Origin of the sequence: Parapusillimonas granuli (genome assembly GCF_013416525.1) — a bacterium.
Taxonomy (GTDB): Bacteria; Pseudomonadota; Gammaproteobacteria; order Burkholderiales; family Burkholderiaceae_B; genus Parapusillimonas; species Parapusillimonas granuli.
In genome coordinates this window covers 66,178-87,774 of record NZ_JACCEM010000014.1, presented here as the reverse complement: position 1 = coordinate 87,774, position 21,597 = coordinate 66,178, and the positions used below count along the sequence as shown (strand labels likewise).

Below are 21,597 nucleotides of genomic sequence, written 5' to 3'. Positions count from 1 at the left end.
GAACGGAACTATAGCATCAATTCTTCACCGCGTGCAAGTCCGTGTGCCCCAGCCACGACGAAAAAAAGCACCAGGCCCGGCAAGCCCTTGATTTCCATGCGTTTGCCGCGGCGGCGCGGGCACGCCCCACCCGCGCAGGAAGGGCCTCGCCAGCCTGCAGGATGACGGCTTTCCCATTTTGATTTATCTTTGTAGCGCGCCGGGCGGCGACCTTTCACGGCGCCACCCCTTCTTTTCCAGCCGAAACCACACATGACCGAAGACATACTCATCAACGTCACCCCCTTCGAAACCCGGGTCGCGCTCGTCGAACAGGGCGCCGTGCAGGAGCTGCACATAGAACGCAGCATCCAGCGCGGCCACGTCGGCAATCTGTACCTGGGGAAGGTCGTGCGGGTGCTGCCCGGCATGCAAAGCGCCTTCGTCGACATCGGCCTGGAACGCGCGGCCTTCATCCATGTCGCCGACCTGCGCCAGAACCGGTCCGAGCGCAGCAGCGGCAACGCCGTCACGCCCATCGAGAAACTGCTGTTCGAAGGGCAGTCCCTGATCGTGCAAGTCATTAAAGACCCCTTGGGCACCAAGGGCGCCAGGCTGTCCACGCAGATCAGCATCGCCGGCCGCATGCTGGTGTACCTGCCCTACGATCCCCACGTCGGCATCTCGCAAAAAATCGAATCGGAAGAAGACCGGATTTCGCTGAAGGAACGCGTGCTGCGCTTTCGCGGCGAAGAAGACAAGGGAGGTTTCATCGTCCGCACGCAGGCCGAAGGCGCGACCGACGAAGAACTGCAGGCGGACCAATCCTATTTGCGCACGCTATGGGACAGCATACAAGGCAAGGTCAAGACTCAGCCCACCCCATCGGTGCTATACACCGATCTGACGCTCGCGCAGCGCGTGCTGCGCGACATGGTCGGCCCGCATACGGGAACCATCTTCGTCGATTCCAGAAGCACCACCCAGCAGTTGCTGGAATGGGCGAAGACCTATACGCCTTCCGTGCTGGACCGCATCAAGCACTACAGCGGCGAGCGCCCCCTGTTCGACACTGCAAATGTGGATGAGGAAATCGCCCGGGCGTTGTCCCGCCGCGTGGACCTGAAGTCGGGCGGCTACTTGATCATAGATCAGACCGAGGCCCTGACCACGGTCGATGTCAATACGGGCGGATATGTCGGCGGGCGCAATTTCGACGACACCATCTTCAAGACCAATCTGGAAGCGGCGGTGGCGCTGGCCCGCCAGCTGCGCCTGCGCAACCTGGGCGGCATCATCATCCTGGACTTCATCGATATGGACGATGCCGAGCACCGTAGCGCCGTGCTGGCGGAATTGAACAAGGCCCTGGGCAAGGACCGCACGCGCATGACCGTCAGCGGATTCAGCCAGCTGGGCCTGGTGGAAATGACACGCAAGCGAACGCGCGATTCGCTGGCCCACCAATTGTGCGAACCCTGCCCCACCTGCCAGTCGCGCGGCAATGTCCGCACGCCCCGCACGCTGTGCTATGAGATCCTGCGCGAGATCCTGCGGGAGTCGCGGCAATTCAACCCCAAGGAGTTCCGCATCCTGGCTTCCCAAGCCGTCGTGGACCTGTTCCTGGAAGAAGAAAGCCCCCACTTGGCCATGCTGGGCGACTTCATCGGCAAGCCCATATCCCTGGAAGTGGAATCACAGTACAACCAGGAGCAATACGACATCGTTCTGATCTGAGCTTCCGGCCAGGCGCGGTCCACGGTGCTTAAAGCCCCAGGAACTTGAACGGTTGGGCTTCCTTGAACCGGTCGTTGGCCGCGCCGGAATAGATGCGCTCCTGGTTGGGGCCAAGATCGAGCCTCATGACCTTGCCGGTGTTTTCCGAGAAATCCAGCTTTGCCAGGTCAACCCAGAAAATGTTCGGTGTCAGCGCGGACTCAAAGAAGTATCGCATGCGCTTCTGGTCGGCGACCGTACGCCAGCGTGTCGAGGAAATATTCGGCTCTTCAGGCGTGGCGATGCCGTAGGGAACGGAGACATTGCGGATCACGGAAAAAACGCTTGCGATCGACTCGCGCTCGTTCGTGCTTTTCGGAATCGCATTCGCATAGAACATGGCGCGCGCATAGCGGTCGGAGGCGCGATTCGTGCCTGGCAGCATGACGGTTCCGCCAATCTGCTTCCAGTATTCCTCCATGGCAAGCTGTTTTTCGAAGACCGGCGAATTGGTCATTACCTGATAGGCGCGGCTGTGATGGATGACTTGCTTCCCGTCGATATACTCGATGATCGCACTGTCGCCCGAGGCGTCTGAAAGCGAAAGGTGCAAAGTCGCCAGCCGATTTTCTCCCGGGACTTTGTCGGTAACCAAGGTAAAAGGCTGCTTTTTCAGCGCGTCGACTGCATCTTGCACAGTGGCAAAGTTATCGAGTACATATTGCGCCCAAGCCGCGATCGACAGGCCCGGCGTTTTGCCGTCATAACTGGGATACGTGGATTCGACCAGCCACAGCACGTTGGCGACAAGACCCGCCTCGTTCATGCCGTCGGTGGTAGAGATATCGTATCCGGAGGCAATGACGCTGCCATATTTCGAGGTCCATAGCACCGAATTCGGTCCCGCCTCTCCGGAGCGCTGCATGCCTCGTGGAAACACCCAGAGGTTTGTTCCGACGTCCGTCTTCCAATCCATGGATCGAGCAGTGATGGTCTCGCCGCCGGCGCCATGGTAGACAAAGCGTGTGCAGGCGTTTGCCGAAGGAGCGAGCGCGCCCGCATACAAAAGCGCGGCGGCACAGAAGGTCGCAACAGGTTTCGCCAAGGTCATGCAACTATTCCAATAAAAATGTTATACAGCCGTGTCGAGCTGTTCGGAGTCTTCTTGAATATATGGGGACGCTACGACCGCTACGTGCTGTCAGGCGACATCATGTATGCCAACACAACGGAAAGCCGTGCGTTCGGCGCGCTTGCCGCCGATTGGCGCCATACCGCCCGGTACTTACGTGACCGGCGTCCGCACTTTCTCGAATTTGCGCTGATGGGCTTCGGGTGCCGTGGCTCATCGGGCGGACTGCTCCTTGGGCTCCGGTGCCGGCGTGGGATCCCCTTTGCAGAGCTCCGGGTGCGAGAAAATGCGCAGGACGTGATCTACGCTGTCTTCGACGTCTGCATTCCAGTAATAGGTGTATATGGTGGCCTTCACGCGTTCATCGTGCAGGAAGTTGGCCTTGTGCTGGACAAGATCCAGCATGACCGCGTGTTCCAGGGTGTCCGTGCCGGCGGGGTTGTAGATGATGGTCGCGTAGCTGGTCTGGCCGGGATCCACCTTGAACGCGAGGGCTTCCCCGCAGGCGGCCTGATGCTTGAACAGCGCGCCCTGGAGCTTGGGGAAGTTCATGCCGATCAGCTTTTCGCCACGCATCAGTTCGGGGTTCCGCAGGTCGGTCTCTCGCAACCCTTGCTGTTGGGCCGCGCACCCGGCCAGCAGCGCCAGCGTCAACACCATCGCCGTCTTCTTCATTTTCATTCCTTGCTCTGCGCGGCGGCATGCCGCTGGGCATGCCGGAACGCTTGATTAATCTTGATCCCGAAACTGCATCTGATAAAGCGAGGCATACAGCCCCCCTTGCGCCAGCAGATCTTCATGCCGGCCTTGCTCGACAATGCGGCCGGCATCCAGCACCACGATGCGGTCCGCTTTCTGGACGGTGGACAGCCGGTGCGCAATGACCAGGGTCGTTCTTCCCACCATCAAGCGCTCCAGGGAATCCTGCACTTGCCGTTCGGACTCATTGTCCAACGCCGAAGTCGCCTCGTCCAGAATGAGGATGGGCGCGTTCTTGATGAGCGCGCGCGCGATGGCAAGGCGCTGGCGCTGCCCGCCCGAAAGCTGGCTGGCATTCTCGCCCACCGGCGTGTCCATGCCCTGGGGCAGGCCGTCGACGAAGGCCAGCAGGTTGGCGGCCTCGAGCGCATGGCGGATTTCGTCCCGGCCGGCCTCGTGCAGGGCGCCATAGCCGACGTTGTCGGCGATGGTGCCGTCGAACAGCACCACGTCCTGGCTGACCAGGGACAAGTGCTCGCGCAGCCCCCTGAGCTTGAGTTCCCTGATGTTCTGGCCGTCGATCAGCACCTCGCCCGAAGAAGGCTCGATGAAGCGGGGCAGCATGTTGACCAGGGTGGTCTTGCCGCTGCCCGACCGCCCCACCAGCGCGATGGTCTGGCCCGGCTCGGCCACGAAAGAGACATTGGACAACGTATTGGACGACGCGCCGGGAAAGCGGTGCTCGATGTTGCGGAATTCCACCCGCCCCTTGACCGGCAGGGCCAGCGCCCCCGACCCGCTGTCGTTCTCGGGTTCCTGGTCGATGAGCGTGAAGACGCTTTCCGCCGAGATCAGCATGCGCTGCATGGCGCCGGCGATGTTCGTCAGCCGTTTCATGGGATCGAAGATCTGGCCCAGCGCCGCCATGAACGCGGCGAAGCTGCCCACGGTCAGGCCCTGCGTATTGGCCTGGTACAGGGCCACCGCGATCACGGCGGCCACCGACAGGGCGATGGAGAACTGCGACAGCGGCGACATGGCGGCGTCGGCGCTGGCGGCCCGCATGGCAAAGCGCCTGAGGCGCCCGTTGACATATTCGAAGCGGCCGGATTCCCGCTGATAGCCGTCGAACAGCTTGATGACGCGCTGGCCGTCTATGCCTTCGCGCACCACGCGCGTGAGTTCGGCGTTCATGCCTATGGTTTCGCGGTTGATGCGCCGCAGCCGCTTGATGAATATGCGGGCGATGAAGGTCGAGACCGGCAGCATGACGAGCACGATGAGCGTCAGCTGCCAGGACATGTACAGCAGCACGCACAGCAAGGCGACCACCACCAGCGATTCGCGCACGACGACCGTGATGACTTCGGTGGCCAGGCCGGTGACGGTGCCCGCATCGATGGTGAAGCGGTTGAGCAGGCGGCCGGAGTCGCCCCGCTTGAAGTCTTCGTCGGACAGCCCCAGCAGCCTGTCGAACATTTCCTTGCGCAGACCGAGCAGCATGTTGTTGGCCACCCAGGCCAGCAGGTACGAGCTGGCATAGCTGCAGACGCCCCGCAGGAACATCAGGCCCACCACCGCCAGCGGTATGGACCATATGTAGGACGGCTTGGCGCCCGAGAAGCCGTCGTCGAGCAGCGGCTTCATGATGACCGCCAGCGTGGGCTGAGTGGCCGCTGCGACGCTGACCAGGAGCACGGCCAGTACGACCGCTTTCCAATACGGCCCCAGCCGGCTGTATATCCGCCGCCACAATTCCAGCTTTACTGGGTCGGAACGGGAAGGCGCGGCTTCGTTGGAAGGCATCAGCAATAAACTCGCTTATATACTATCGGATCGGGCATTTTAACGTTCCCATGAGGAAAGCACGCTCGAAACAGCCATCATACCGCCGCCGGCCTTTCTTCCATGTCGTCAATTTCCGCAATCTACGTACGTCTTCCCAACTGGATAGGCGATGTATGCATGAGCCTGCCCAGCCTGCATGCCCTGCTCCACACTCAGCTGCCCGTGGTGGTCTGCGCCCGCCCCTGGGCCCGGGACCTGCTGGCCGCCTACCGGCTTGCCGGCTTCATCGAAATGAAGGGCAGATGGCGCGAAGACCGGGCGGCGGTCCATACCTACAGGAAGAAGATGCAGCACGCCCACCCGCGCGGCCTGCTGCTGCCCGACTCGCTTTCCAGCGCGATGGTGTTCAAGTTCGCCGGCGTTCCCAGCGCCGGCTACCGCGACGACGGCCGCAGCCTGATCCTGCGCTGGCCGGTCAACAAGCCGGCCGCCAACCTGCATGCGGTCGAATCCTGGCATCATGTCTGCGCCCAGGCGCTGCGGCGCTGGGGCCTGCATGCCCAGCCACTGCCGGCCCGCCGGGAACTGGGCTTGCGCCTGGCGGAACGGCACAAGGCCGAGGGGCGCGAAGCCATGGAACAGGCAGGGCTGCAGGCCGGGAAATTCGTGCTGATCGCGCCCACCGCCACCGGCCTGCACCAGGGGAAGGTCAAGGTATGGCCGCATTTCGACGCGCTGACGCGGCGGCTGCAGCGCCACGGCCACACCGTGGTGATGTGCCCGCCGCCCGCGGAAACCGACGAAGCCATGCGCAACGCGCCCCACGCGACCTGCCTGCCTTCCGTGAAACTGGGCGCGTTTGCTACACTCACCCAACTGGCTTCGTTGGTGGTGTGCAACGACTCCGGCGTCTCCCATCTCGCGGCGGCCGCGGGGGCCCGGCAACTGACTCTGTTCGGTGTCACGCAGCGCGAACGCACCGGCCCCTGGTCGGAAACCGCCGTCTGCCTGGGTTCCGCGCATGAATGGCCCAGCCTGGAACAAACGGAGCAGCTGGCTTTGTCGCTCTTGTCTTCGCAACCCGGATCTTAGGAACATTACCGCTGGCGCATGAATTTTTCGAGTTTCCTGACCAATCTCGTCGTCCCATTGAATCTATGCATCGTACTGCTGCTCATCGCAGCCGTTCTTTTCATGGCCAAGCGGCGGAAACTCGCATTTTTCTGTGCGGCGGCGGGCCTGGGCTGGGCGCTGTTCTGGTCGCTGCCGGCCTCGTCGCTATGGGCCGGCGGGCGCCTGGAGCAGCTGTATCCCTACCGGGCCGCCGGCACGCTGCCCACGGCGGACGCCATCGTCGTGCTGGGCGGGAACACCGCGAACAGCCGGCACAACTGGTTCGAACCCTACGACAGCGCGCGCGCCATACCCAGGGTGGACACCGCGGCGCTGCTGTACCGGGCCGGGCGGGCGCCGCTGATCATTCTTTCGGGGGCGGCGCTGGACGGCAGTGTGAGCGAGGCGCAGATCATGGCCAACGCCCTCAAGCAGCAAGGCATACCCGCCGAGGCCATGGCCCTGGAAACCCGCAGCTACACCACGCATGAAAACGGGCTTTACACCGCCGCGGAGCTGAAACGGCGCAACATCAACCGGATTCTTCTCGTCACCTCCGCTTTGCACATGCCGCGCGCGGTGGCGGTATTCAACAAGCAGGGAATCACGACGATCGCGGCGCCGTCCAGGCCCCAGATCACGGTTCCGAACAGCGATCCGCGTTTTTCGTTCTGGCAGCCGGACTTGCGGGCTTTGGCGGCCAGCCGGTCGATCGTGAAGGAGTACGTGGGGCTGCTGGTGTATTGGATACGCGGCTGGATCTGAGGGATGGAATGCCGACCGGGTTGCGGGGCGTGTTGCATCGCCCCTTCCATCAGTAGCCCGATTCCCGGGATGCCGGGCGGCAAGCCGGCCGGGGTCCGCTGCGTGCAGCTGGATGACGACGGGCGATGCCGGATCTTCGGGCGGCCGGAGCGGCCCGCGGTTTGCGGCGGGTTGCGGCCGTCGCTCGAGATGTGCGGGCGGGACCGCGGCGAGGCCATGGTTTGGCTGACGCGGCTGGAGGATCTTACCGCGCCTTGATCTCCCCTTGGAGCCTGCCAATGCTGAAAGGCGGGTGTCACCGGCCCTAATACGCCGTGTTCGACAGCGACGCCCAGAGATGCGCCGCGACCAGGGCCCGCCAGGGGGAAAAGGCGGACAGCCACTGCTGGGCCGCTTTCTCGCCTATCTTGTCGGGCGCGGCCGTCAGCAGCTGGAGCGCGCGCCTGACCGCCACGTCCCCGTGCAAAGAACCGTCCATCCAGCCGAAACCGCGCAGCAAGGTGTAGTCCGCCGTCCATGGGCCGATGCCCCGTATGCCCAGCAGCCTGTCGCGGATCTCGGTGATCGGCGGGGCGTCCAGCCAATCGTCCAGCGGCAGTCCGCCGTCCGCCACCAGGCGGGAAAGCGCCGACAACGTGGCCGCCTTCGCGGTGGAGAACCCCGCCTCCCGCAATGCTTCGGGCGACAAGGCGGCGATCTGCTCCGGATCCGGGTAGCATACCAGCCCGCTGCTGTGCGGCTTGCCGATCGAGCCGATGAATCGGCGCCGGATGGAGACGGCGGCGGCCACGCTGACCTGCTGCCCGGTGATCGCCCAGGTGAGCGCCTCGAAGGGCGTGGCGGCGACGGGGACCCGCAAGCCGGCCTGCCTGGCGAGCAAGGCGCCGATGACGGGGTGTTCCCGATAAGCCTGTTCGAATGCTTCCACGCCTTGCGTCAGCCCCAGCATCCGCCTGGCCATGCTTTCCAGCCGGACGCGGCTTCCCGCCGGCGCGCGCCCGTCCAGCGCGAGCCGGACCCGCGCACCGGCGGCGGTGAACCGGATGGACAAACAGGCGGGCTTTCCGCCCCACAGCATGGCTTTGCTGAAACCGGCCTCGTCCGCCCGCTCGGAGAGCGCCTGGGCGTCGCGCCTGTGGAACGCCAGGATGTCGCCGGGCCGGTACCCGGCGGGCAGCGGGACCGCGCAGGCAAGCACGCCGGCCATGCCTTTCACCCCCGCCTTTCGGCGATGACCTGCCGATAGAGGTCTTCGTAGCGCGCGGCGACGGCCGGCCAGCTGTGCTGGTCGACGATGCGGTCCGCCCCTTCCGCCAGCCTCTTGCGCAGCGCTTCGTCGGTGCTGAGGCGCTGCACGTACTGCGCCAACTGCCCGGCGTTTTCGGGGTGATCCAGCACCAGCGCGTCTTCGCCGTCCTTCACGTATTGGGCGAAACCGCACCAAGGCGGCGGGCTGAGCACCACGGGCAGGCCGAAGGACATGGCTTCCAGCGGCGCCATGCCGAAGCTGTCGTTCAGGGTGGGATGCACGTAGACGTCCGCCGCGGCGTAATACGGCGCCACGTCGGCGGTTTCGCCGATGAGCCGGATGCGCTCGGCGAGCGCGGCGCCCGTGGCGGACTTGAGGACGTGGTCGCGGGCCGCGGCGTTGCCGCCCACCACCACCAGCTTGTAGCGCCCGGGCAGGCCGGCCAGCGCGTCGAGCACCGTGGGCAGGCCCTTGCGCATGGGGTTCCGGGCCACCAGCAGGCACACCACGTCGTCGTCCGAGAAGCCCAGCGCGCCGCGGGTTTCCAGGCGCCGCGCCACCATGTCGCCCTGCGGCCGCGCCACGCCGGGCGGAATCACGGGAAAGGAGCGGCCGGCGCCATAGGCCTGCCGCAGCTGCTCGGCGATCAGGCCGGAAACGGCGACCGTCCGATGGCCCGGACGCTCGGCGACGCGCCGCGCCTCGAGCGCCAGATAAGTCCCCACGCGCACGCTGACGCGGGACAGCCAGCGCTTGATCGCCGGCAAGGGGCGCACCCGCCAGTTATAGCGCACGGGCGTCACGTGCACCACTTCGATGTCGCCGCACCAGCCGTTCATGTGCGAATGCACGATATCGAAGCCGCCGCGCGTGGCGCGCCGCGCGCGGACGGCGAAGGACAGCACCCGTATCCAGCTGGGCCATCCGCGCCGGCTGCGCAGGGGAATGAAAGGCAGCTTGAGCTCGCAGGCGGAATCGTACTCGCGCGCGAGCACGGTGACGTCGTGCCGGGCGGCGAGCTCGCGCATCAAGGCGACGCCGTAAGCCTCGGCTCCGCCGTACCGGTTGCCGAAACGATCAACGACGAAGGCGATCTTCAGTCTGGGCGTGGACATGCGGCTATGCGGCGGAAACGCGCCGCTTTTCCTCGAGGCGGGTCATGCACTTCTGCAGAAAGCGCAAGATATTGGTGGACCGGGCGACCGTGACGCGCGGCAGGCCGAACATGTCGTCGCTGGGCCGCGCCAGCCCGCCGCTGGTGGTGGTGGCGTTCGTGTAGCCGGCCGCGCGCACCATGGCCCGGATTTCCGCCGTTTCGCCGCCGTAAGGGTAGCAAAAGGCGGTCACGGGCGTATCGAGCGCGTCCTCCAGTTCCATCTTGGACTGGCGAATTTGATAGTCGGCGATTTCGGGCGACATCTTGGGCAGGAAGGGATGGTCCAGGGTGTGGGAGCCGGCCTCCATGCCCGCCGCCACCCAGCCGCGCGCCTCGTCGACGGACATGAGATCGGCGTGCGCGACGCCCTTTTCGTAGTCCCAGACATTGCCGCCGCCGAACTGCCGGGCGACGAAGTAGTTCGTGGCCGTGAAGTCCTGGTCCCGCAGCACCGGCAAGGCATGCCGGTAGACGTTGCGATAGCCGTCGTCGAAGGTGATGCCCACCACCTTGCCGCGCCGCTGCCCCGTCAGGTAGGGGATCAGGTCCCGCATGGAAAGGCCGCGATAGCCCAGGCGCCGCAGCCAGGTCATTTGCCGCCGGAAGTCGGACGGGTGTACGACCAGGCTGCGATACGGAGACCCCCGCGGGGGAGGCTCACCGACTTGGTGGTACATGAGTATAGGGATCATGCGCCTTATTATATAGAGCCGCTGCGGACGGCGCGGACCGGACGCTTTCATAGACGGCGATGGTCCGCTCGATGAAGGCGTGCGGACAGAAGTCTCTTTCGCTGTGGCGCCTGGCGGCCAGGCCCATGGGCAGCACCCGCTGAGGGTTGGACAGCACGTCGCGCAGCACCGCCTGGATGGCGGGAACGTTCCGCACCGGCACGATCCAGCCTTCGCGGCCGTGGGACAGGTTTTCGGGCAGGCCGCCGACGTCGGTGATGAGGGTGGGCAGGCCGCAGGCCAGCGACTCGCGGCAGGCATAGGAAAGCGACTCGCTGTAGGACAGCACGAAGCCGATGTCGCTCGCGCCCAGCACGCCGCGGATGTCGTCCACCAGGCCCGTGAAATGCACCCGCGCCCGGATGCCGGTGTCGGCCAGCCGGCGCAGCAAATGGGCCGGGGGCGGGTCCCCCGCCACCACCACCACGATCCGGGACTGCTCCAGGGGGCTGAGCCCGGCCACCGCCGCGGCCAGGTCCAGCCAGCCTTTTTCCAGGTCGGTGCCCGCCGTGCTGCCCAGGACCAGGGTATCGTCCGGGATGTCGCCCAGCAGCAGCCGGCGCAGCCGGCGCTTTTCGTCGGGGTCCACGGGGCGGAAGGCGGCCACGTCTATGCCGTGGCGCACCACGTGGATGGGCCGGGCGCCATACACCGAATCCTCCAGCATGCGCTTGACGTAGTCGCTGACGGCGATGACGGCGTCCGTCCCCAGGTTCGCCCTGAGGCGGTGCCCCACGCTGGCGACCGGCTTGAGGTTGTGCTTGGTCCAGACGATCTTGGGCGGCCGCCGCAAGCCCATGCTGGCCAGCATCACGTGCCTGTGATCGGCCGAGGCGTTGACGTGCACCAGGTCGTAGCGTTCCCGGACCAGGAAGGCGCGCAGGCGGACGACCTCCTGAGCCAGCGAGGCGATTCTGCTGGAATACAGGGCCGGCATCACCCTGCCCCGGCCGGCATGGCTGGCATAGCGGAACAGGCGCCCCGACGCCGGCGCGGCCACGGTGATATCGTAATGCCCGGGCAGGCCTCGCAGCAGGCTCATGATGTAGGTGGCGTGGCCGCCGCCGTTCCCATGGTGGATATCGGTGATCAGGATTTTCATTCAGGCAAACCGCCGGCCGGCGGCTGCCTAGAGCCGGCCCGTTCAGCTTTTATTCAGATAAAGCAACTTAGTGTAACGGAAAAAGCTGCCGGCGGCCGCCATCGCCGCCAAAATAAACCCTTCCTTGCCGTCCAGGAAGCCGCGCCGCAGCAGGTAGATGCGGACGAAGGTCCAGAAGGCGTGGCCGGCCGCGCCCAGCGCCGTGGTTTTCTTGCCACGGGCGTGCATCATCCGCGCCGCCTCGGACGAGTAAAGATTGATCTTGGCGATGAAGTGCTCGAGGCTGGCATAGGGGTAATGCAGAAAATGGCCGTCCAGGACCGCCACCCGGCCTTGGGGGATCACGCTTTCATGGACGGGGACGTCCTTGAACCTGGCCGTGCCGCGACGGAACAGCCGCAGCACGTGATCGGGCCACCAGCCGCTGTGGCGTATCCAGCGGTCGCCGAAGCGCGACAGCCGGGCGATCTTGTAGGCTTCGGCCCGGGGCGCGGCAAGCTCTTTGCGCATGGCCTCCGCCAGCTCGGGCGTGACCCGCTCGTCGGCGTCGATGGACAGCACCCAGTCGCAGGTGGCCAGGTCCAGGGCGCGGTTCTTCTGCGGGCCGAAGCCGGGCCAGTCCGCGCTGCGCGCGACGCGCGCGCCCTTGGCGGCGGCGATGTCGCAGGTGGCGTCCGTGCTGCCCGAATCCAGCACGATGATTTCATCGGCGAATGCCAGGGTGTCGATGCATGCGCCGATGTGCGCCTCTTCGTTCTTCGTGATGATGATGACCGAAAGGCTCATGATGCCTTCTGCTCGGCGTAGGCGGACCGCAAGCCCCGCTTCCAGATCTTCCATTTGTTGAACAGCGGGCCGATCACCGGATGGGCCGCCACGATGATGCGCCGGCCCACCGAGCGACCGGTGGTGTTGCGCACGGCGAAGCGGTAGATGTGGGCGGGATCGGAGCCCGGCCGGTTCCGCCCGAACGCCTTGGTGGTGTACAGGTAGCGGAAGCCCGCGTCCCGGGCGATGCGGATGTAGTCGTCGTCGTAATACCCTTGGGGCCAGCAGAAGTGTTCGGACACGCCGCCCAGGTGTTCCTGCAGGGCCGCCCGCGAGGCCTGCAGCTCTTCGGCCATGCGCTGGTTCTTGTCGGCGGGCTGGATCAGGTCCCAGCGGGTGTGGGTGTGCGTGTGGCTGTGGAATTCGAAGGTTCCGTCGGCCCGCATGGCGCGGATCTCGTCCCAGCGCAGAATGACCTCGTCGCTGCGGCCCTGTTCGATGCGGTCTTCGCAATCGCGGTGATGCGGCGTCTCGGGCAGCTCGCCCTGCCCCAGGTGGCGGCGCACCAGGCCGTCGTTGACCCATGACGTGACGAGAAAGACCACGGCGTTGAAGCCGTGCTTCTTGAGCAGCGGATAGGCATAGACCCAGTTGTCCAGGTAGCCGTCGTCGAAAGTGATCAGCACCGACTTGGCGGGCGCCGGCTTGCCGCCCAGGTGTTCGGCGAACTGCGCCGTATTCAAGCTGCGGTAGCCCCGGCTCTTGAGCCAGAGCAGCTGCTGCTCGAAGTTCAGCGGGCTGACGTTGATCATGCCGTCCACGGGCGAGACATGGTGGTACATCAGAACGGGCACGGTGGATGTCGATTTCATTTTTTTCGCTCCGCAAGCCATCGCAGGTAGCACGATTCTATGCGATCCGCCATGGCCTGCGCGGTGAACTTGCCGCCGTCGCGGCAGTACTTCACGCCCTCCTCGCCCATTTTGCGGCGCAAGTCCGGGTCCTCGATGAGGCGGCGCAAGGCCTGGGTCATCGCTTCGCGGTCGTCGAGCGGCACCAGCAAGCCGCTGACGCCTTCCTTCATCATCTCGGGAACGCCGTCGACCCGCGTTCCCACCACCGGCAGGCCGGCGGCGCCGGCCTCGACGAACACCGTGCCGGAAGCCTCTTTGCGGGTGGCCAGCGCGAATATGTCGAAGCCGGCCAGCAAATTGGGGACGTCGCGGCGCGCGCCCAGCAGATGCACCCGCTTGCCCAGGTTCTTTTCGGCGACGTAGGCCTGCACCTCTTCGAACACGGGCGAGCCGCCCCCCACGAACACCAGGTGCACATTGGGCCGCTCCCGTATCAAGGGCTCCATGGCGTCGATCAGGTCCTTGTGGCCTTTTTGCGCGCGCATCACCGCGACGCAGCCCACGACGATGTCGTTGGGCGCCAGGCGCAGTTCCGGCCGGAGGGTCGAGACCGGCGGCGCGGGCTGCAGCTCGACCGCGGGATAGACCGTGGCGACGTGGCCGGGCGGCACGCCTTTTTCGATGAGGTGGGCGCGGACGAACTCGCTGGCGGTGGTCACCCGATGCGGGATGATGGTGTACGACAGCAGCGACCCGACCTTGTTGGCCAGGTGCCGCGTCCGCACGATGAGCGGCGTGCCGGCGAGGCGGCCGGCGCAGCCGGCCAGTATGGTGTCGCGCCGGCTGTGCGAATTGAGCACGTCGAAACGGCCCTCGCGCAGAATGCGGCGGATGCGGGCCACGCCCTTCACGAAATTGACGGGCCCGTCCATCAGCAGGGTGTGGACGGTGAAGCCTTCGTCGCGCAGGCGCTGGGTCAGCAAGGCGTGCGGCTGGCAGACGGCCTCCAGGTGGTGGCCGCGCTCGCGCATCGTCATCATCATCCGGTAAATGTACTGCTCTTGCCCGCCGAAGCTGGTGGCGGCCTCGGAATGCAGGATGCGCAGGGCTGTCATGAATAGTGGATCTCCACGCTGTCGGGCTCGGCCCAGCCGGCCAATTGCTCGAACATGGCGTCGGCCATGCGCACGCGCCATTCCTCGCCCAGACGCACGGTGCAGAGGAAGTCGTCGCGCATGAGGCGGATTTCGACCGGCACGCCGGGCACGCCGTTCTCGGGTTCGGCGCGGAAGGGATTGAGCAGCTGCCGCAGGCGGATGGCGTCGGCGTTGCCGTTCAAGGTGATGCGCAGGCGCTGCGCCCGGGCCTCGCGCGCAAGCTGCAGGTCGTAGACCGCGTCCGCCGACACGCGCAGGCCGCCGGAGTATTCGTCGTTGCTGACCTTGCCGTGGATGATGACCAGGCGGTCTTCCTTGAGCCGGTTCTTGTGCTGTTCGTACAGCTCGTTGAAGATGGCCACTTCGACTTGCGCGGAGCCGTCGTCCAGCAGGGCGTAGAGCATCTTGCCCCGGCGCGTCATCTTGGGCCGCACGGACGACAGCACGCCCGCGAACCACTGCAGGCCGCGCGCCGGTTCCAGCCTGGCCAGGGGCTTGGGCGCAAAACGGCGGACCTCGTCGCGCCAGGCATCGAAAAGGTGGCCGCTGAAATAAAAGCCCAGCGCCGACTTTTCTTCGCGCAGCCGGGTTTGCAGATCCCAGGGCTCCACCTTGGCGAGTTCGCCTTCCACGATGTCGTTCGCGTCGTCGGCGAACAGCGACACCTGGTTGGCGCTGCGCTCGGCCTGCTCGGCCGCCTCGATGGCGTTGCCCAGCGTGGCGAGCAGCGCCGCCCGGTTTTCCTCGATGGCGTCGAAGGCGCCGGCCCGGATCAGGGCCTCGATGCTGCGCCGGTTGACGGTATGGCGGTCGACGCGGCGGCAGAAGTCGAACAGGCTGGCAAAAGGCCCGCCTTCCCGGCGCGCGCGTTCGATTTCCTCGATGGCGCCGCGCCCCGCCCCCTTGACGGCGCCCAGCCCGTAGCGGATGGTGCGCGGCGGCAGGCCCTGGGCGCTGTGTTCGTCGCGCACCGGCTCGAAGCGATAGGCCGACAGGTTGATGTCGGGCGGCAGCACCTTCACGCCGTTGTCGACGGCGTCCTTCCAGAAGACCTGCACCTTGTCGGTGTCGTCCATGTCCGACAGCATGGTGGCCGCCAGGAACTCGGCCGGATGGTAAGCCTTCAGCCAGGCGGTCTGGTAGGCGATCAGGGCGTAGGCGGCCGAGTGGCTTTTGTTGAAGCCATAGCCGGCGAACTTTTCCATCAGGTCGAACAGCTTGACGGCCAGATCGCCGTCATAGCCTTTTTCGACCGCGCCCTTCTCGAAAATGGCGCGGTGCTTGGCCATTTCCTCGGGCTTCTTCTTGCCCATGGCCCGCCGCAGCATGTCGGCGCCGCCCAGGGTGTAGCCGCCGATGATCTGGGAAATCAGCATCACCTGTTCCTGGTACACGATCACGCCGTAGGTGCTGCGCAGCACCGGCTCCAGGTCGGGGTGGAAGTAATCGACCTCGGCGCGCCCGTGCTTGCGGTTGACGAAGTCGACCACCATGCCGGATTCGAGCGGGCCGGGGCGATACAGCGCCAGCATGGCGATGACGTCCTCGAAGGTGTTGGGCTGCAGGCTCTTCAGCAACTCCTTCATGCCGCGCGATTCCAGCTGGAAGACCGCCGTGGTGTTCCCCTCGCTGAGCAGGCGGTAGGCTTTTTCGTCGTCCAGCGGCAGCGCCATGACGTCGAAATCGCGCTTGGACTCGTTGTACTCGCGCACGTAGCGCACGGCCCAGTCCAGGATGGTCAGGTTGCGCAGCCCCAGGAAGTCGAACTTGACCAGGCCGGCCGCCTCGACGTCGTCCTTGTCGAACTGCGACACGGCGTTGCTGTCGGTGCCGGGCTGGCAATAGAGCGGGCAGAAATCGGTCAGCTTGCCCGGCGCGATCAGCACCCCGCCCGCATGCATGCCGATGTTGCGCGTGAGCCCTTCCAGCGGACGGGCCAGGTCCACCAGCGCCTTGACCTCTTCGTCCTGCTCATAGCGTTCCTTGAAGGCGGGCTCCTGGTCCAGCGCGCGCTCCAGCGTCCAGGGGTCGGCGGGATTGAACGGGATCAGCTTGGACAGGCCGTCGCACAGCATGTAGGGCATTTCGAGCACCCGGCCGACGTCCCGCACCACGGCCTTGGCGCCGAGCGTACCGAAGGTGGCGATCTGGCTGACCGCCTCCTTGCCGTATTTCTGCTTGACGTAGTCGATCACGCGTTCCCGGTTGTCCTGGCAGAAATCGATGTCGAAGTCGGGCATGGACACCCGTTCGGGATTCAGGAAGCGTTCGAACAGCAAGTCGTAGCGGATGGGGTCGAGGTCGGTGATGCCCAGCGAATAGGCCACCAGCGACCCGGCGCCGGAGCCCCGCCCGGGCCCCACCGGCACGCCGTTGTTCTTGCCCCAGTTGATGAAGTCGGCCACGATCAGGAAGTAGCCCGGAAAGCCCATGTTGATGATGGTCTTGCATTCCCATTGCAGGCGCTCCCGGTATTGCGGGAGCTTTTCCCGCCGCTCCGCCTCGTCGGGGTAGAGCTGGGCCATGCGCACGGCCAGGCCTTCTTCGGCCAGCTGCACCAGGTAGTCGTCCAGGGATACGCCGTCGGGCGTGGGGAAGTCCGGCAGGCGCGGGCGCCCGAGTTCCAGAGTGAGGTTGCAGCGCTTGGCGATCTCCACCGAATTGGCCAGGGCCGAGGGCACGTCGGCGAAGCGCTCGGCCATTTCCCTGGAGTCGAGCAGATACTGCTCTTCGGTGAAGCGGCGCACGCGCTTGGCGTTGCCCAGCTGCTCGCCCTCGGCGATGCAGACGCGCGCTTCATGGGCCCGGAAGTCCGACCGCCGCAGGAACTGGACGGGATGCGTCGCCACCACCGGGAGGTCGAGCTCGCCCGCCAGCCGCATGGCGGCCTGGACGTAGGTTTCATCGCCGTCGTGGCCGCCGCGCTGCAATTCGATGTAGTAGCTGCCGGGAAAGGCACGCGCCCAGGCGGCCGCGGCCACGCGCGCTTCGGCGGCTTTGCCGGCTTCGAGCAGCTGGCCGACGTCGCCGCCCCGCCCGCCCGAAAGCAGGATGAGGCCCGGCCGGTCCTGGAGCCACTGGCGCTTGATTTCGGCCCGGCCGCGATACTGGTTCTCGAGCCAGGCGCGCGTGAGCAGTTCGCACAGGGCGAGGTAGCCGTCCCGGTTGCGGGCCAGCAGCAGGAGGCGGCCGGGTTTGTCGCGATCGAGCTCGTTTTCCAGCCAGATGTCGCAGCCCGCGATGGGCTTGACGCCTTTGCCGCGCGCCGCCTTGTAGAACTTGATCAGCCCGAACAGATTGGACAGGTCGGTCAGCGCAATGGCCGGCTGCCCGTATTCCGCCGCCGCCTTGACGAGTTCGGGAATGCGGGCGATGCCGTCCACCACCGAGAATTCGGAGTGGACGCGCAAATGCACGAAAAGAGGAGTGGAGTTCGCTTCAGTCATGGTGGGATTGTACTCATCCGGAGGGCGGATTCCATGCGGGACCCGCCCCTGAAATACCGCTCAGCGCTGCATCGCCGACCAGGCCTTCTCCAGGCGCTTGACGGACACCGGCATCGGCGTGCGGAGCTCCTGCGCGAACAGGGCCACGCGCAGCTCTTCGAGCAGCCAGCGGAACTCTTCCAGCTGCGCGTCCCGCGCGCCTTTCAGCGCCGACACGGCCCGCTGGTATTGCGTGACGAGCGGCGCCATGTCCGCCATCAGGCGGGCGTCCCGCGCGGGGTCGGCGCGCAGCTTGTCGATGCGGACCTGCGCCGCCTTCAGGTAACGCGGGAAATGCGCCAGCTGCCGATAGGGCGTGTCGCGCAGAAACCATTTCCCCACCAGGGCGGACTGCTGCTTCTGCAGATCGGCGTAGGCCGCGGCATGCGGCTTGGCCTGCGGCAGCTTCTTCTGCAGCGCGGACCATTCCGTCAGGACGGCGCCCGCCAGGCGCGCGATTTCCTGCGCCAGCAAGCCCAGGCGGGCCTTGCCTTCATTGCGCCGCAGCTCGAACGCCTCGCGGTCCGTCGGCCAGGGTTCCGCCAGGCAAGCCTGGTCGAGCGCGCAGTCGATGATCTGCCCGCGCAGCTCCTCCTGCGTGCCCAGGCTGATGTACAGCATGCTGATGCGCGTGAGGTCGTTGAGGTTTTTCTCCAGGAATTTCACCTGCTCGCGCAAGGCCAGCCGGAACAGCCGCAGCAGGCCCGCGTGATGCTGCCGGCGCGCCTCGGCCGGATCGTCGAAGACGTCGAGGTCGCAATGGGTTTCGCGGTCGATCAGCGCGGGATAGCCGATGAAGGACCGGCCCTTGCGCTTGATCTCCATGATCTCGGGCAAAGGGCCGAAGCTCCATTCCGTCAGGTGCTCGTGCGCCAGGGCCTGGGCCACTTGCTCGTCGCGCGCCGCGAATTGCTGGAAGGACGCCTGCGCCTGCCTGCCGTGCTCGGCCTTGAGCTGGTCGAGGTTGCGCCCGCCCGACAGCATGCGGCCGTGCTCGTCCACGACCTTGAAGTTCATGAACAAATGGGCGGGCAGGGTCTCGACCTTGAAGTCGCTGCGCTGGGGCCGGACCTTGACCTGTTCCCACATGTCGGCGCCGATGGCTTCCAGCAGGCCCAGGTCCGGATCGGCGGCGCGCTCGAACCAGCGGTCGACGAAGCCCGCGGCGTAGTCGGGCAGGGGCACGCAATGCCGCCGCAGCTTCTGGGGCAGCGACTTCAGCAGCAGGTGCACTTTTTCCTTGAGCATGCCCGGCACCAGCCATTCGCATCGCTGCGGATCTATCTGGTTCAGGGCGAACAGGGGCACGGTCAGGGTCAGGCCGTCGCGCACCGAGCCCGGCTCGAAGTGATAATCGACCGCCATCTGGACGCCGTTCCATTCGAGCTTCTTGGGGAAGACGTCGGTCGTGACGCCCGCCGCGTCGTGGCGCATCAGCGCGTCCCGCGTCAGCAGCAGGGCCTGGGCCTGTTCCTTGCTCAGCCCCTTGTGCCATTTTTCCAGCGTGGCGGTCTGGTGGACGTCTTCGGGCAGCTGCTTGTCGTAGAAGGCGTAGATCAGCTCGTCGTCGACCAGGATGTCGGGGCGCCGTGTCTGGTGTTCGAGCTTCTCGATCGAGGCGGCCAGCTGGCGATTGTGCCGCAGGAAAGGCAGGCCCGTATCGATGTCGCCGGCGACCAGCGCCTGGCGGATGAAGATCTCGCGCGCGTGGACCGGGTCGATCTTGCCGTAGTGCACGCGGCGGCCCGAGTAGATCTGCAGGCCGTAGAGCGTTGCGCGTTCGTTGGCCACGACCTGGCCGGCCTTCTTGTCCCAGCGCGGGTCCGACCAGGCGCGCCGGATGAGATGCGCGCCCGCCTTCTCCAGCCATCGGGGGTCGATGCGCGCGACGCAGCGCGCGTACAGGCGCGTCGTCTCGACCAGTTCGGCGGCCACGATCCAGCGGCCCGCCTTTTTCACCAGGCGCGAACCCGGGTGGATCTGGAAGCGGATGTCGCGCGCGCCCTGATAGCCGCCGGCCTCTTCGCTCTTGGACCCGATGTTGCCCAGCAGGCCGGACAGCAGCGCCATGTGCGTCTGCTCGTAGCCGGCCTCCAGCGTATTGACGCGCCAGCCCTGCTCGCCCACGAGCGAGGCCAGCTGGCTGTGGACGTCGCGCCATTCGCGCAACCTGAGCGGCGACAGAAAATTCTGCCGCAGCAGCGCGACCAGCTTGCGCTGCGACGCCTTGTGTTCGACCTGCTCGGCATACCAGCGCCAAAGCTTGATGAAGGACAGGAATTCGGACCGGTCGTCGCCGAACTTGGCATGCGCCGCCTCCGAGGCATCGCGCTCGTTCATGGGCCGGTCGCGCGGATCCTGGACCGAGAGCGCGGAGGTGATGATGAGCATTTCCGCCAGGCATTGCTGCTCGCGCGCCGCGAGTATCATGCGCGCCAGGCGCGGATCGATGGGCAGCCGCGCCAGCGCGCGCCCGGTCTCGGTCAGACGGTTGTCTTCATCGATCGCGCCCAGCTCCTGCAGCAGGTGGTAGCCGTCGGCGATGGCGCGGCCCGACGGCCGGTCGACGAAGGGGAAGGTCTCGATATCGTCCAGCTTGAGCGCTTTCATGCGCAGAATCACCGAGGCCAGCGACGACCGCAGGATTTCAGGATCGGTGAACGGCGCGCGCCGCTGGAAGTCGGCTGCGTCGTACAGCCGTATGCACACGCCCGGGCCGATGCGCCCGCAACGCCCCGCCCTCTGGTTGGCCGATGCCTGGCTGATGGGTTCGATGCGCAGCTGCTCGACCTTGTTGCGCCAGGAATACCGCTTGACGCGCGCCAGGCCGCTGTCGACCACATAGCGTATGCCCGGCACGGTGAGCGAGGTTTCCGCCACGTTGGTGGCCAGGATCACGCGGCGGCCGCTGCCGCGCGGCCGGAAGATCTGCTCCTGCTCGGCCTGCGACAGCCGCGCATACAGGGGCAGCACCTCCGTCCCCGGGGGATGCCGCTTGCGCAGGGCCTCGACCGTCTCGCGTATTTCGCGCTCGCCGGGCAGGAACACCAGCACGTCGCCCGGCCCATGCCGGGCGCACTCGGCCACGCCGTCCACCACCGCGTCGATCAGGTCGCGCTCCTCGTCGACGGCGGAGCGCCGGTCCCGGGCCTCGTCGTTCGCTTCCTCTTGCACCACCGGCCGGTACAGCACCTCGACCGGGTATAGGCGGCCGGACACTTCGATGACTGGCGCCGGCTTGCCCCGCTGCTCGAAATGGCGCGAGAAGCGCTCCGCGTCGATGGTGGCGGAAGTGATGATGAGTTTCAGGTCCGGCCGCCTGGGCAGCAGCTGCCGGAGATAGCCCAGCAGGAAATCGATATTGAGGCTGCGCTCGTGCGCCTCGTCGATGATGATCGTATCGTAGCGGCGCAGCAGCGGATCCCGCTGCGACTCGGCCAGCAGGATGCCGTCGGTCATCAGCTTGATGGCCGCGTTGGGGCCGCTGCGGTCGTTGAAGCGGATCTGATACCCGACCCAGTCGCCCAGTTCGGTGCCCAGCTCGTCCGCGATGCGCTTGGCCACGGACGTCGCGGCCAGGCGGCGCGGCTGCGTGTGGCCGATCATCTTGCGCAGGCCCCGGCCCAGCTCCAGGCAGATCTTGGGCAGCTGCGTGGTCTTGCCCGAGCCCGTTTCGCCGCTCACGATGACGACCTGGTGCGCCTGGATGGCGGCGGCGATGTCGCCGCGGCGCGCGCTGACGGGCAGGTCTTCCGGATACTCGATGGGCGGCGCAACCCGCAAGGCCCGCGGTTCGGCGGGCGCCTTGCGGACGTCGGGGCCGGATTTGCCGCGGTGCCCGGGCGGATCGATGTGTTCGTTTTCTGACAAAATGACAGGCTCTTGCATGAAACTTCTAGTGAG

At 66.0% G+C, this 21,597-nt stretch carries 16 protein-coding genes; 4 read left to right on the top strand and 12 right to left on the bottom strand.

The features are described 5' to 3' along the window. The first annotated feature begins 252 nt into the window (after positions 1-252). Positions 253-1,716 carry a ribonuclease G gene (gene rng / locus H0A72_RS20530; RefSeq protein WP_180158381.1) on the top strand — a complete coding sequence of 488 codons (1,464 nt, stop codon included), beginning with the start codon at positions 253-255 and terminating at the stop codon, positions 1,714-1,716. A 28-nt stretch (positions 1,717-1,744) separates the two neighbouring features. Here rng and H0A72_RS20525 read toward each other — a convergent pair whose 3' ends face one another. The 3 genes from H0A72_RS20525 to msbA form a co-directional block, all read right to left on the bottom strand. After that, the gene (locus tag H0A72_RS20525) at positions 1,745-2,806 is read right to left on the bottom strand and encodes a linear amide C-N hydrolase (protein ID WP_180158380.1); all 1,062 of its coding nucleotides are present in this window, start codon (positions 2,804-2,806) and stop codon (positions 1,745-1,747) included. A 234-nt stretch (positions 2,807-3,040) separates the two neighbouring features. Next, on the bottom strand, positions 3,041-3,502 hold the full coding sequence (locus H0A72_RS20520) for a hypothetical protein (protein ID WP_180158379.1): 462 nt from the start codon (positions 3,500-3,502) through the stop codon (positions 3,041-3,043). Positions 3,503-3,556: 54 nt separating this feature from the next. Continuing rightward, complete coding sequence (gene msbA, locus H0A72_RS20515) at positions 3,557-5,332, bottom strand: lipid A export permease/ATP-binding protein MsbA (RefSeq protein ID WP_180158378.1); 1,776 nt, start codon at positions 5,330-5,332, stop codon at positions 3,557-3,559. Positions 5,333-5,434: 102 nt separating this feature from the next. On the opposite strand from msbA, the gene H0A72_RS20510 reads away from it, so the two are divergent. Genes H0A72_RS20510 through H0A72_RS20500 form a run of 3 tightly spaced genes read left to right on the top strand, consistent with a single transcriptional unit; the run spans position 5,435 to position 7,450 of the window. Further along, positions 5,435-6,406, top strand: a complete 972-nt coding sequence (locus H0A72_RS20510) for a glycosyltransferase family 9 protein (RefSeq protein WP_180158377.1) — start codon at positions 5,435-5,437, stop codon at positions 6,404-6,406. A gap of 18 nt (positions 6,407-6,424) precedes the next feature. Beyond that, positions 6,425-7,192: a YdcF family protein gene (locus H0A72_RS20505; RefSeq protein WP_180158376.1), complete on the top strand. Its 768-nt coding sequence runs from the start codon at positions 6,425-6,427 to the stop codon at positions 7,190-7,192. Between the two features lie 3 nt (positions 7,193-7,195). Further along, positions 7,196-7,450, top strand: coding sequence for a YkgJ family cysteine cluster protein (locus tag H0A72_RS20500; RefSeq protein ID WP_180158375.1), 255 nt, complete (start codon positions 7,196-7,198; stop codon positions 7,448-7,450). Positions 7,451-7,496: 46 nt separating this feature from the next. Here H0A72_RS20500 and H0A72_RS20495 read toward each other — a convergent pair whose 3' ends face one another. The 9 genes from H0A72_RS20495 to hrpA are packed head-to-tail and all read right to left on the bottom strand — an operon-like array spanning position 7,497 to position 21,477. After that, entirely contained in the window at positions 7,497-8,399 is a 903-nt protein-coding gene (locus H0A72_RS20495; RefSeq protein ID WP_180158374.1) for a DNA-3-methyladenine glycosylase family protein, read from the bottom strand. 5 nt (positions 8,400-8,404) lie between these two features. Beyond that, entirely contained in the window at positions 8,405-9,556 is a 1,152-nt protein-coding gene (locus H0A72_RS20490) for a glycosyltransferase family 4 protein (RefSeq protein ID WP_246437047.1), read from the bottom strand. A 4-nt stretch (positions 9,557-9,560) separates the two neighbouring features. Continuing rightward, positions 9,561-10,274: a polysaccharide deacetylase family protein gene (locus tag H0A72_RS20485; RefSeq protein ID WP_180158373.1), complete on the bottom strand. Its 714-nt coding sequence runs from the start codon at positions 10,272-10,274 to the stop codon at positions 9,561-9,563. After that, positions 10,255-11,430, bottom strand: a complete 1,176-nt coding sequence (locus H0A72_RS20480) for a glycosyltransferase family 4 protein (RefSeq protein WP_180158372.1) — start codon at positions 11,428-11,430, stop codon at positions 10,255-10,257. The genes H0A72_RS20485 and H0A72_RS20480 overlap by 20 nt, the downstream gene beginning before the upstream one ends. A gap of 42 nt (positions 11,431-11,472) precedes the next feature. After that, positions 11,473-12,216, bottom strand: a complete 744-nt coding sequence (locus H0A72_RS20475) for a glycosyltransferase family 2 protein (protein WP_180158371.1) — start codon at positions 12,214-12,216, stop codon at positions 11,473-11,475. Then, complete coding sequence (locus tag H0A72_RS20470; protein ID WP_180158370.1) at positions 12,213-13,070, bottom strand: polysaccharide deacetylase family protein; 858 nt, start codon at positions 13,068-13,070, stop codon at positions 12,213-12,215. The genes H0A72_RS20475 and H0A72_RS20470 overlap by 4 nt, the downstream gene beginning before the upstream one ends. Then, on the bottom strand, positions 13,067-14,167 hold the full coding sequence (locus tag H0A72_RS20465) for a glycosyltransferase family 4 protein (protein ID WP_180158369.1): 1,101 nt from the start codon (positions 14,165-14,167) through the stop codon (positions 13,067-13,069). Before H0A72_RS20465 ends, H0A72_RS20470 begins: the two co-directional genes overlap by 4 nt. After that, positions 14,164-17,655 (bottom strand): DNA polymerase III subunit alpha, encoded by a 3,492-nt coding sequence (gene dnaE, locus H0A72_RS20460; protein WP_180158368.1) that lies wholly within the window; start codon positions 17,653-17,655, stop codon positions 14,164-14,166. The genes H0A72_RS20465 and dnaE overlap by 4 nt, the downstream gene beginning before the upstream one ends. Before the next feature lie 60 nt (positions 17,656-17,715). Further along, positions 17,716-21,477 carry an ATP-dependent RNA helicase HrpA gene (gene hrpA, locus H0A72_RS20455; protein WP_425530501.1) on the bottom strand — a complete coding sequence of 1,254 codons (3,762 nt, stop codon included), beginning with the start codon at positions 21,475-21,477 and terminating at the stop codon, positions 17,716-17,718. Between the last annotated feature and the right edge of the window lie 120 nt (positions 21,478-21,597).

What these genes read in the sequence shown, in the direction of transcription:
- H0A72_RS20490 (WP_246437047.1), bottom strand. Translation starts at nt 9,556, where the DNA reads ATGTCCACGCCCAGACTGAAGATCGCCTTCGTCGTTGATCGTTTCGGC.
- H0A72_RS20475 (WP_180158371.1), bottom strand. Translation starts at nt 12,216, where the DNA reads ATGAGCCTTTCGGTCATCATCATCACGAAGAACGAAGAGGCGCACATC.
- H0A72_RS20495 (WP_180158374.1), bottom strand. Translation starts at nt 8,399, where the DNA reads ATGGCCGGCGTGCTTGCCTGCGCGGTCCCGCTGCCCGCCGGGTACCGG.
- H0A72_RS20510 (WP_180158377.1), top strand. Translation starts at nt 5,435, where the DNA reads ATGTCGTCAATTTCCGCAATCTACGTACGTCTTCCCAACTGGATAGGC.
- H0A72_RS20470 (WP_180158370.1), bottom strand. Translation starts at nt 13,070, where the DNA reads ATGAAATCGACATCCACCGTGCCCGTTCTGATGTACCACCATGTCTCG.
- H0A72_RS20525 (WP_180158380.1), bottom strand. Translation starts at nt 2,806, where the DNA reads ATGACCTTGGCGAAACCTGTTGCGACCTTCTGTGCCGCCGCGCTTTTG.
- H0A72_RS20520 (WP_180158379.1), bottom strand. Translation starts at nt 3,502, where the DNA reads ATGAAGAAGACGGCGATGGTGTTGACGCTGGCGCTGCTGGCCGGGTGC.
- H0A72_RS20505 (WP_180158376.1), top strand. Translation starts at nt 6,425, where the DNA reads ATGAATTTTTCGAGTTTCCTGACCAATCTCGTCGTCCCATTGAATCTA.
- rng (WP_180158381.1), top strand. Translation starts at nt 253, where the DNA reads ATGACCGAAGACATACTCATCAACGTCACCCCCTTCGAAACCCGGGTC.
- msbA (WP_180158378.1), bottom strand. Translation starts at nt 5,332, where the DNA reads ATGCCTTCCAACGAAGCCGCGCCTTCCCGTTCCGACCCAGTAAAGCTG.
- H0A72_RS20480 (WP_180158372.1), bottom strand. Translation starts at nt 11,430, where the DNA reads ATGAAAATCCTGATCACCGATATCCACCATGGGAACGGCGGCGGCCAC.
- H0A72_RS20500 (WP_180158375.1), top strand. Translation starts at nt 7,196, where the DNA reads ATGGAATGCCGACCGGGTTGCGGGGCGTGTTGCATCGCCCCTTCCATC.
- H0A72_RS20465 (WP_180158369.1), bottom strand. Translation starts at nt 14,167, where the DNA reads ATGACAGCCCTGCGCATCCTGCATTCCGAGGCCGCCACCAGCTTCGGC.
- H0A72_RS20485 (WP_180158373.1), bottom strand. Translation starts at nt 10,274, where the DNA reads ATGTACCACCAAGTCGGTGAGCCTCCCCCGCGGGGGTCTCCGTATCGC.
- dnaE (WP_180158368.1), bottom strand. Translation starts at nt 17,655, where the DNA reads ATGACTGAAGCGAACTCCACTCCTCTTTTCGTGCATTTGCGCGTCCAC.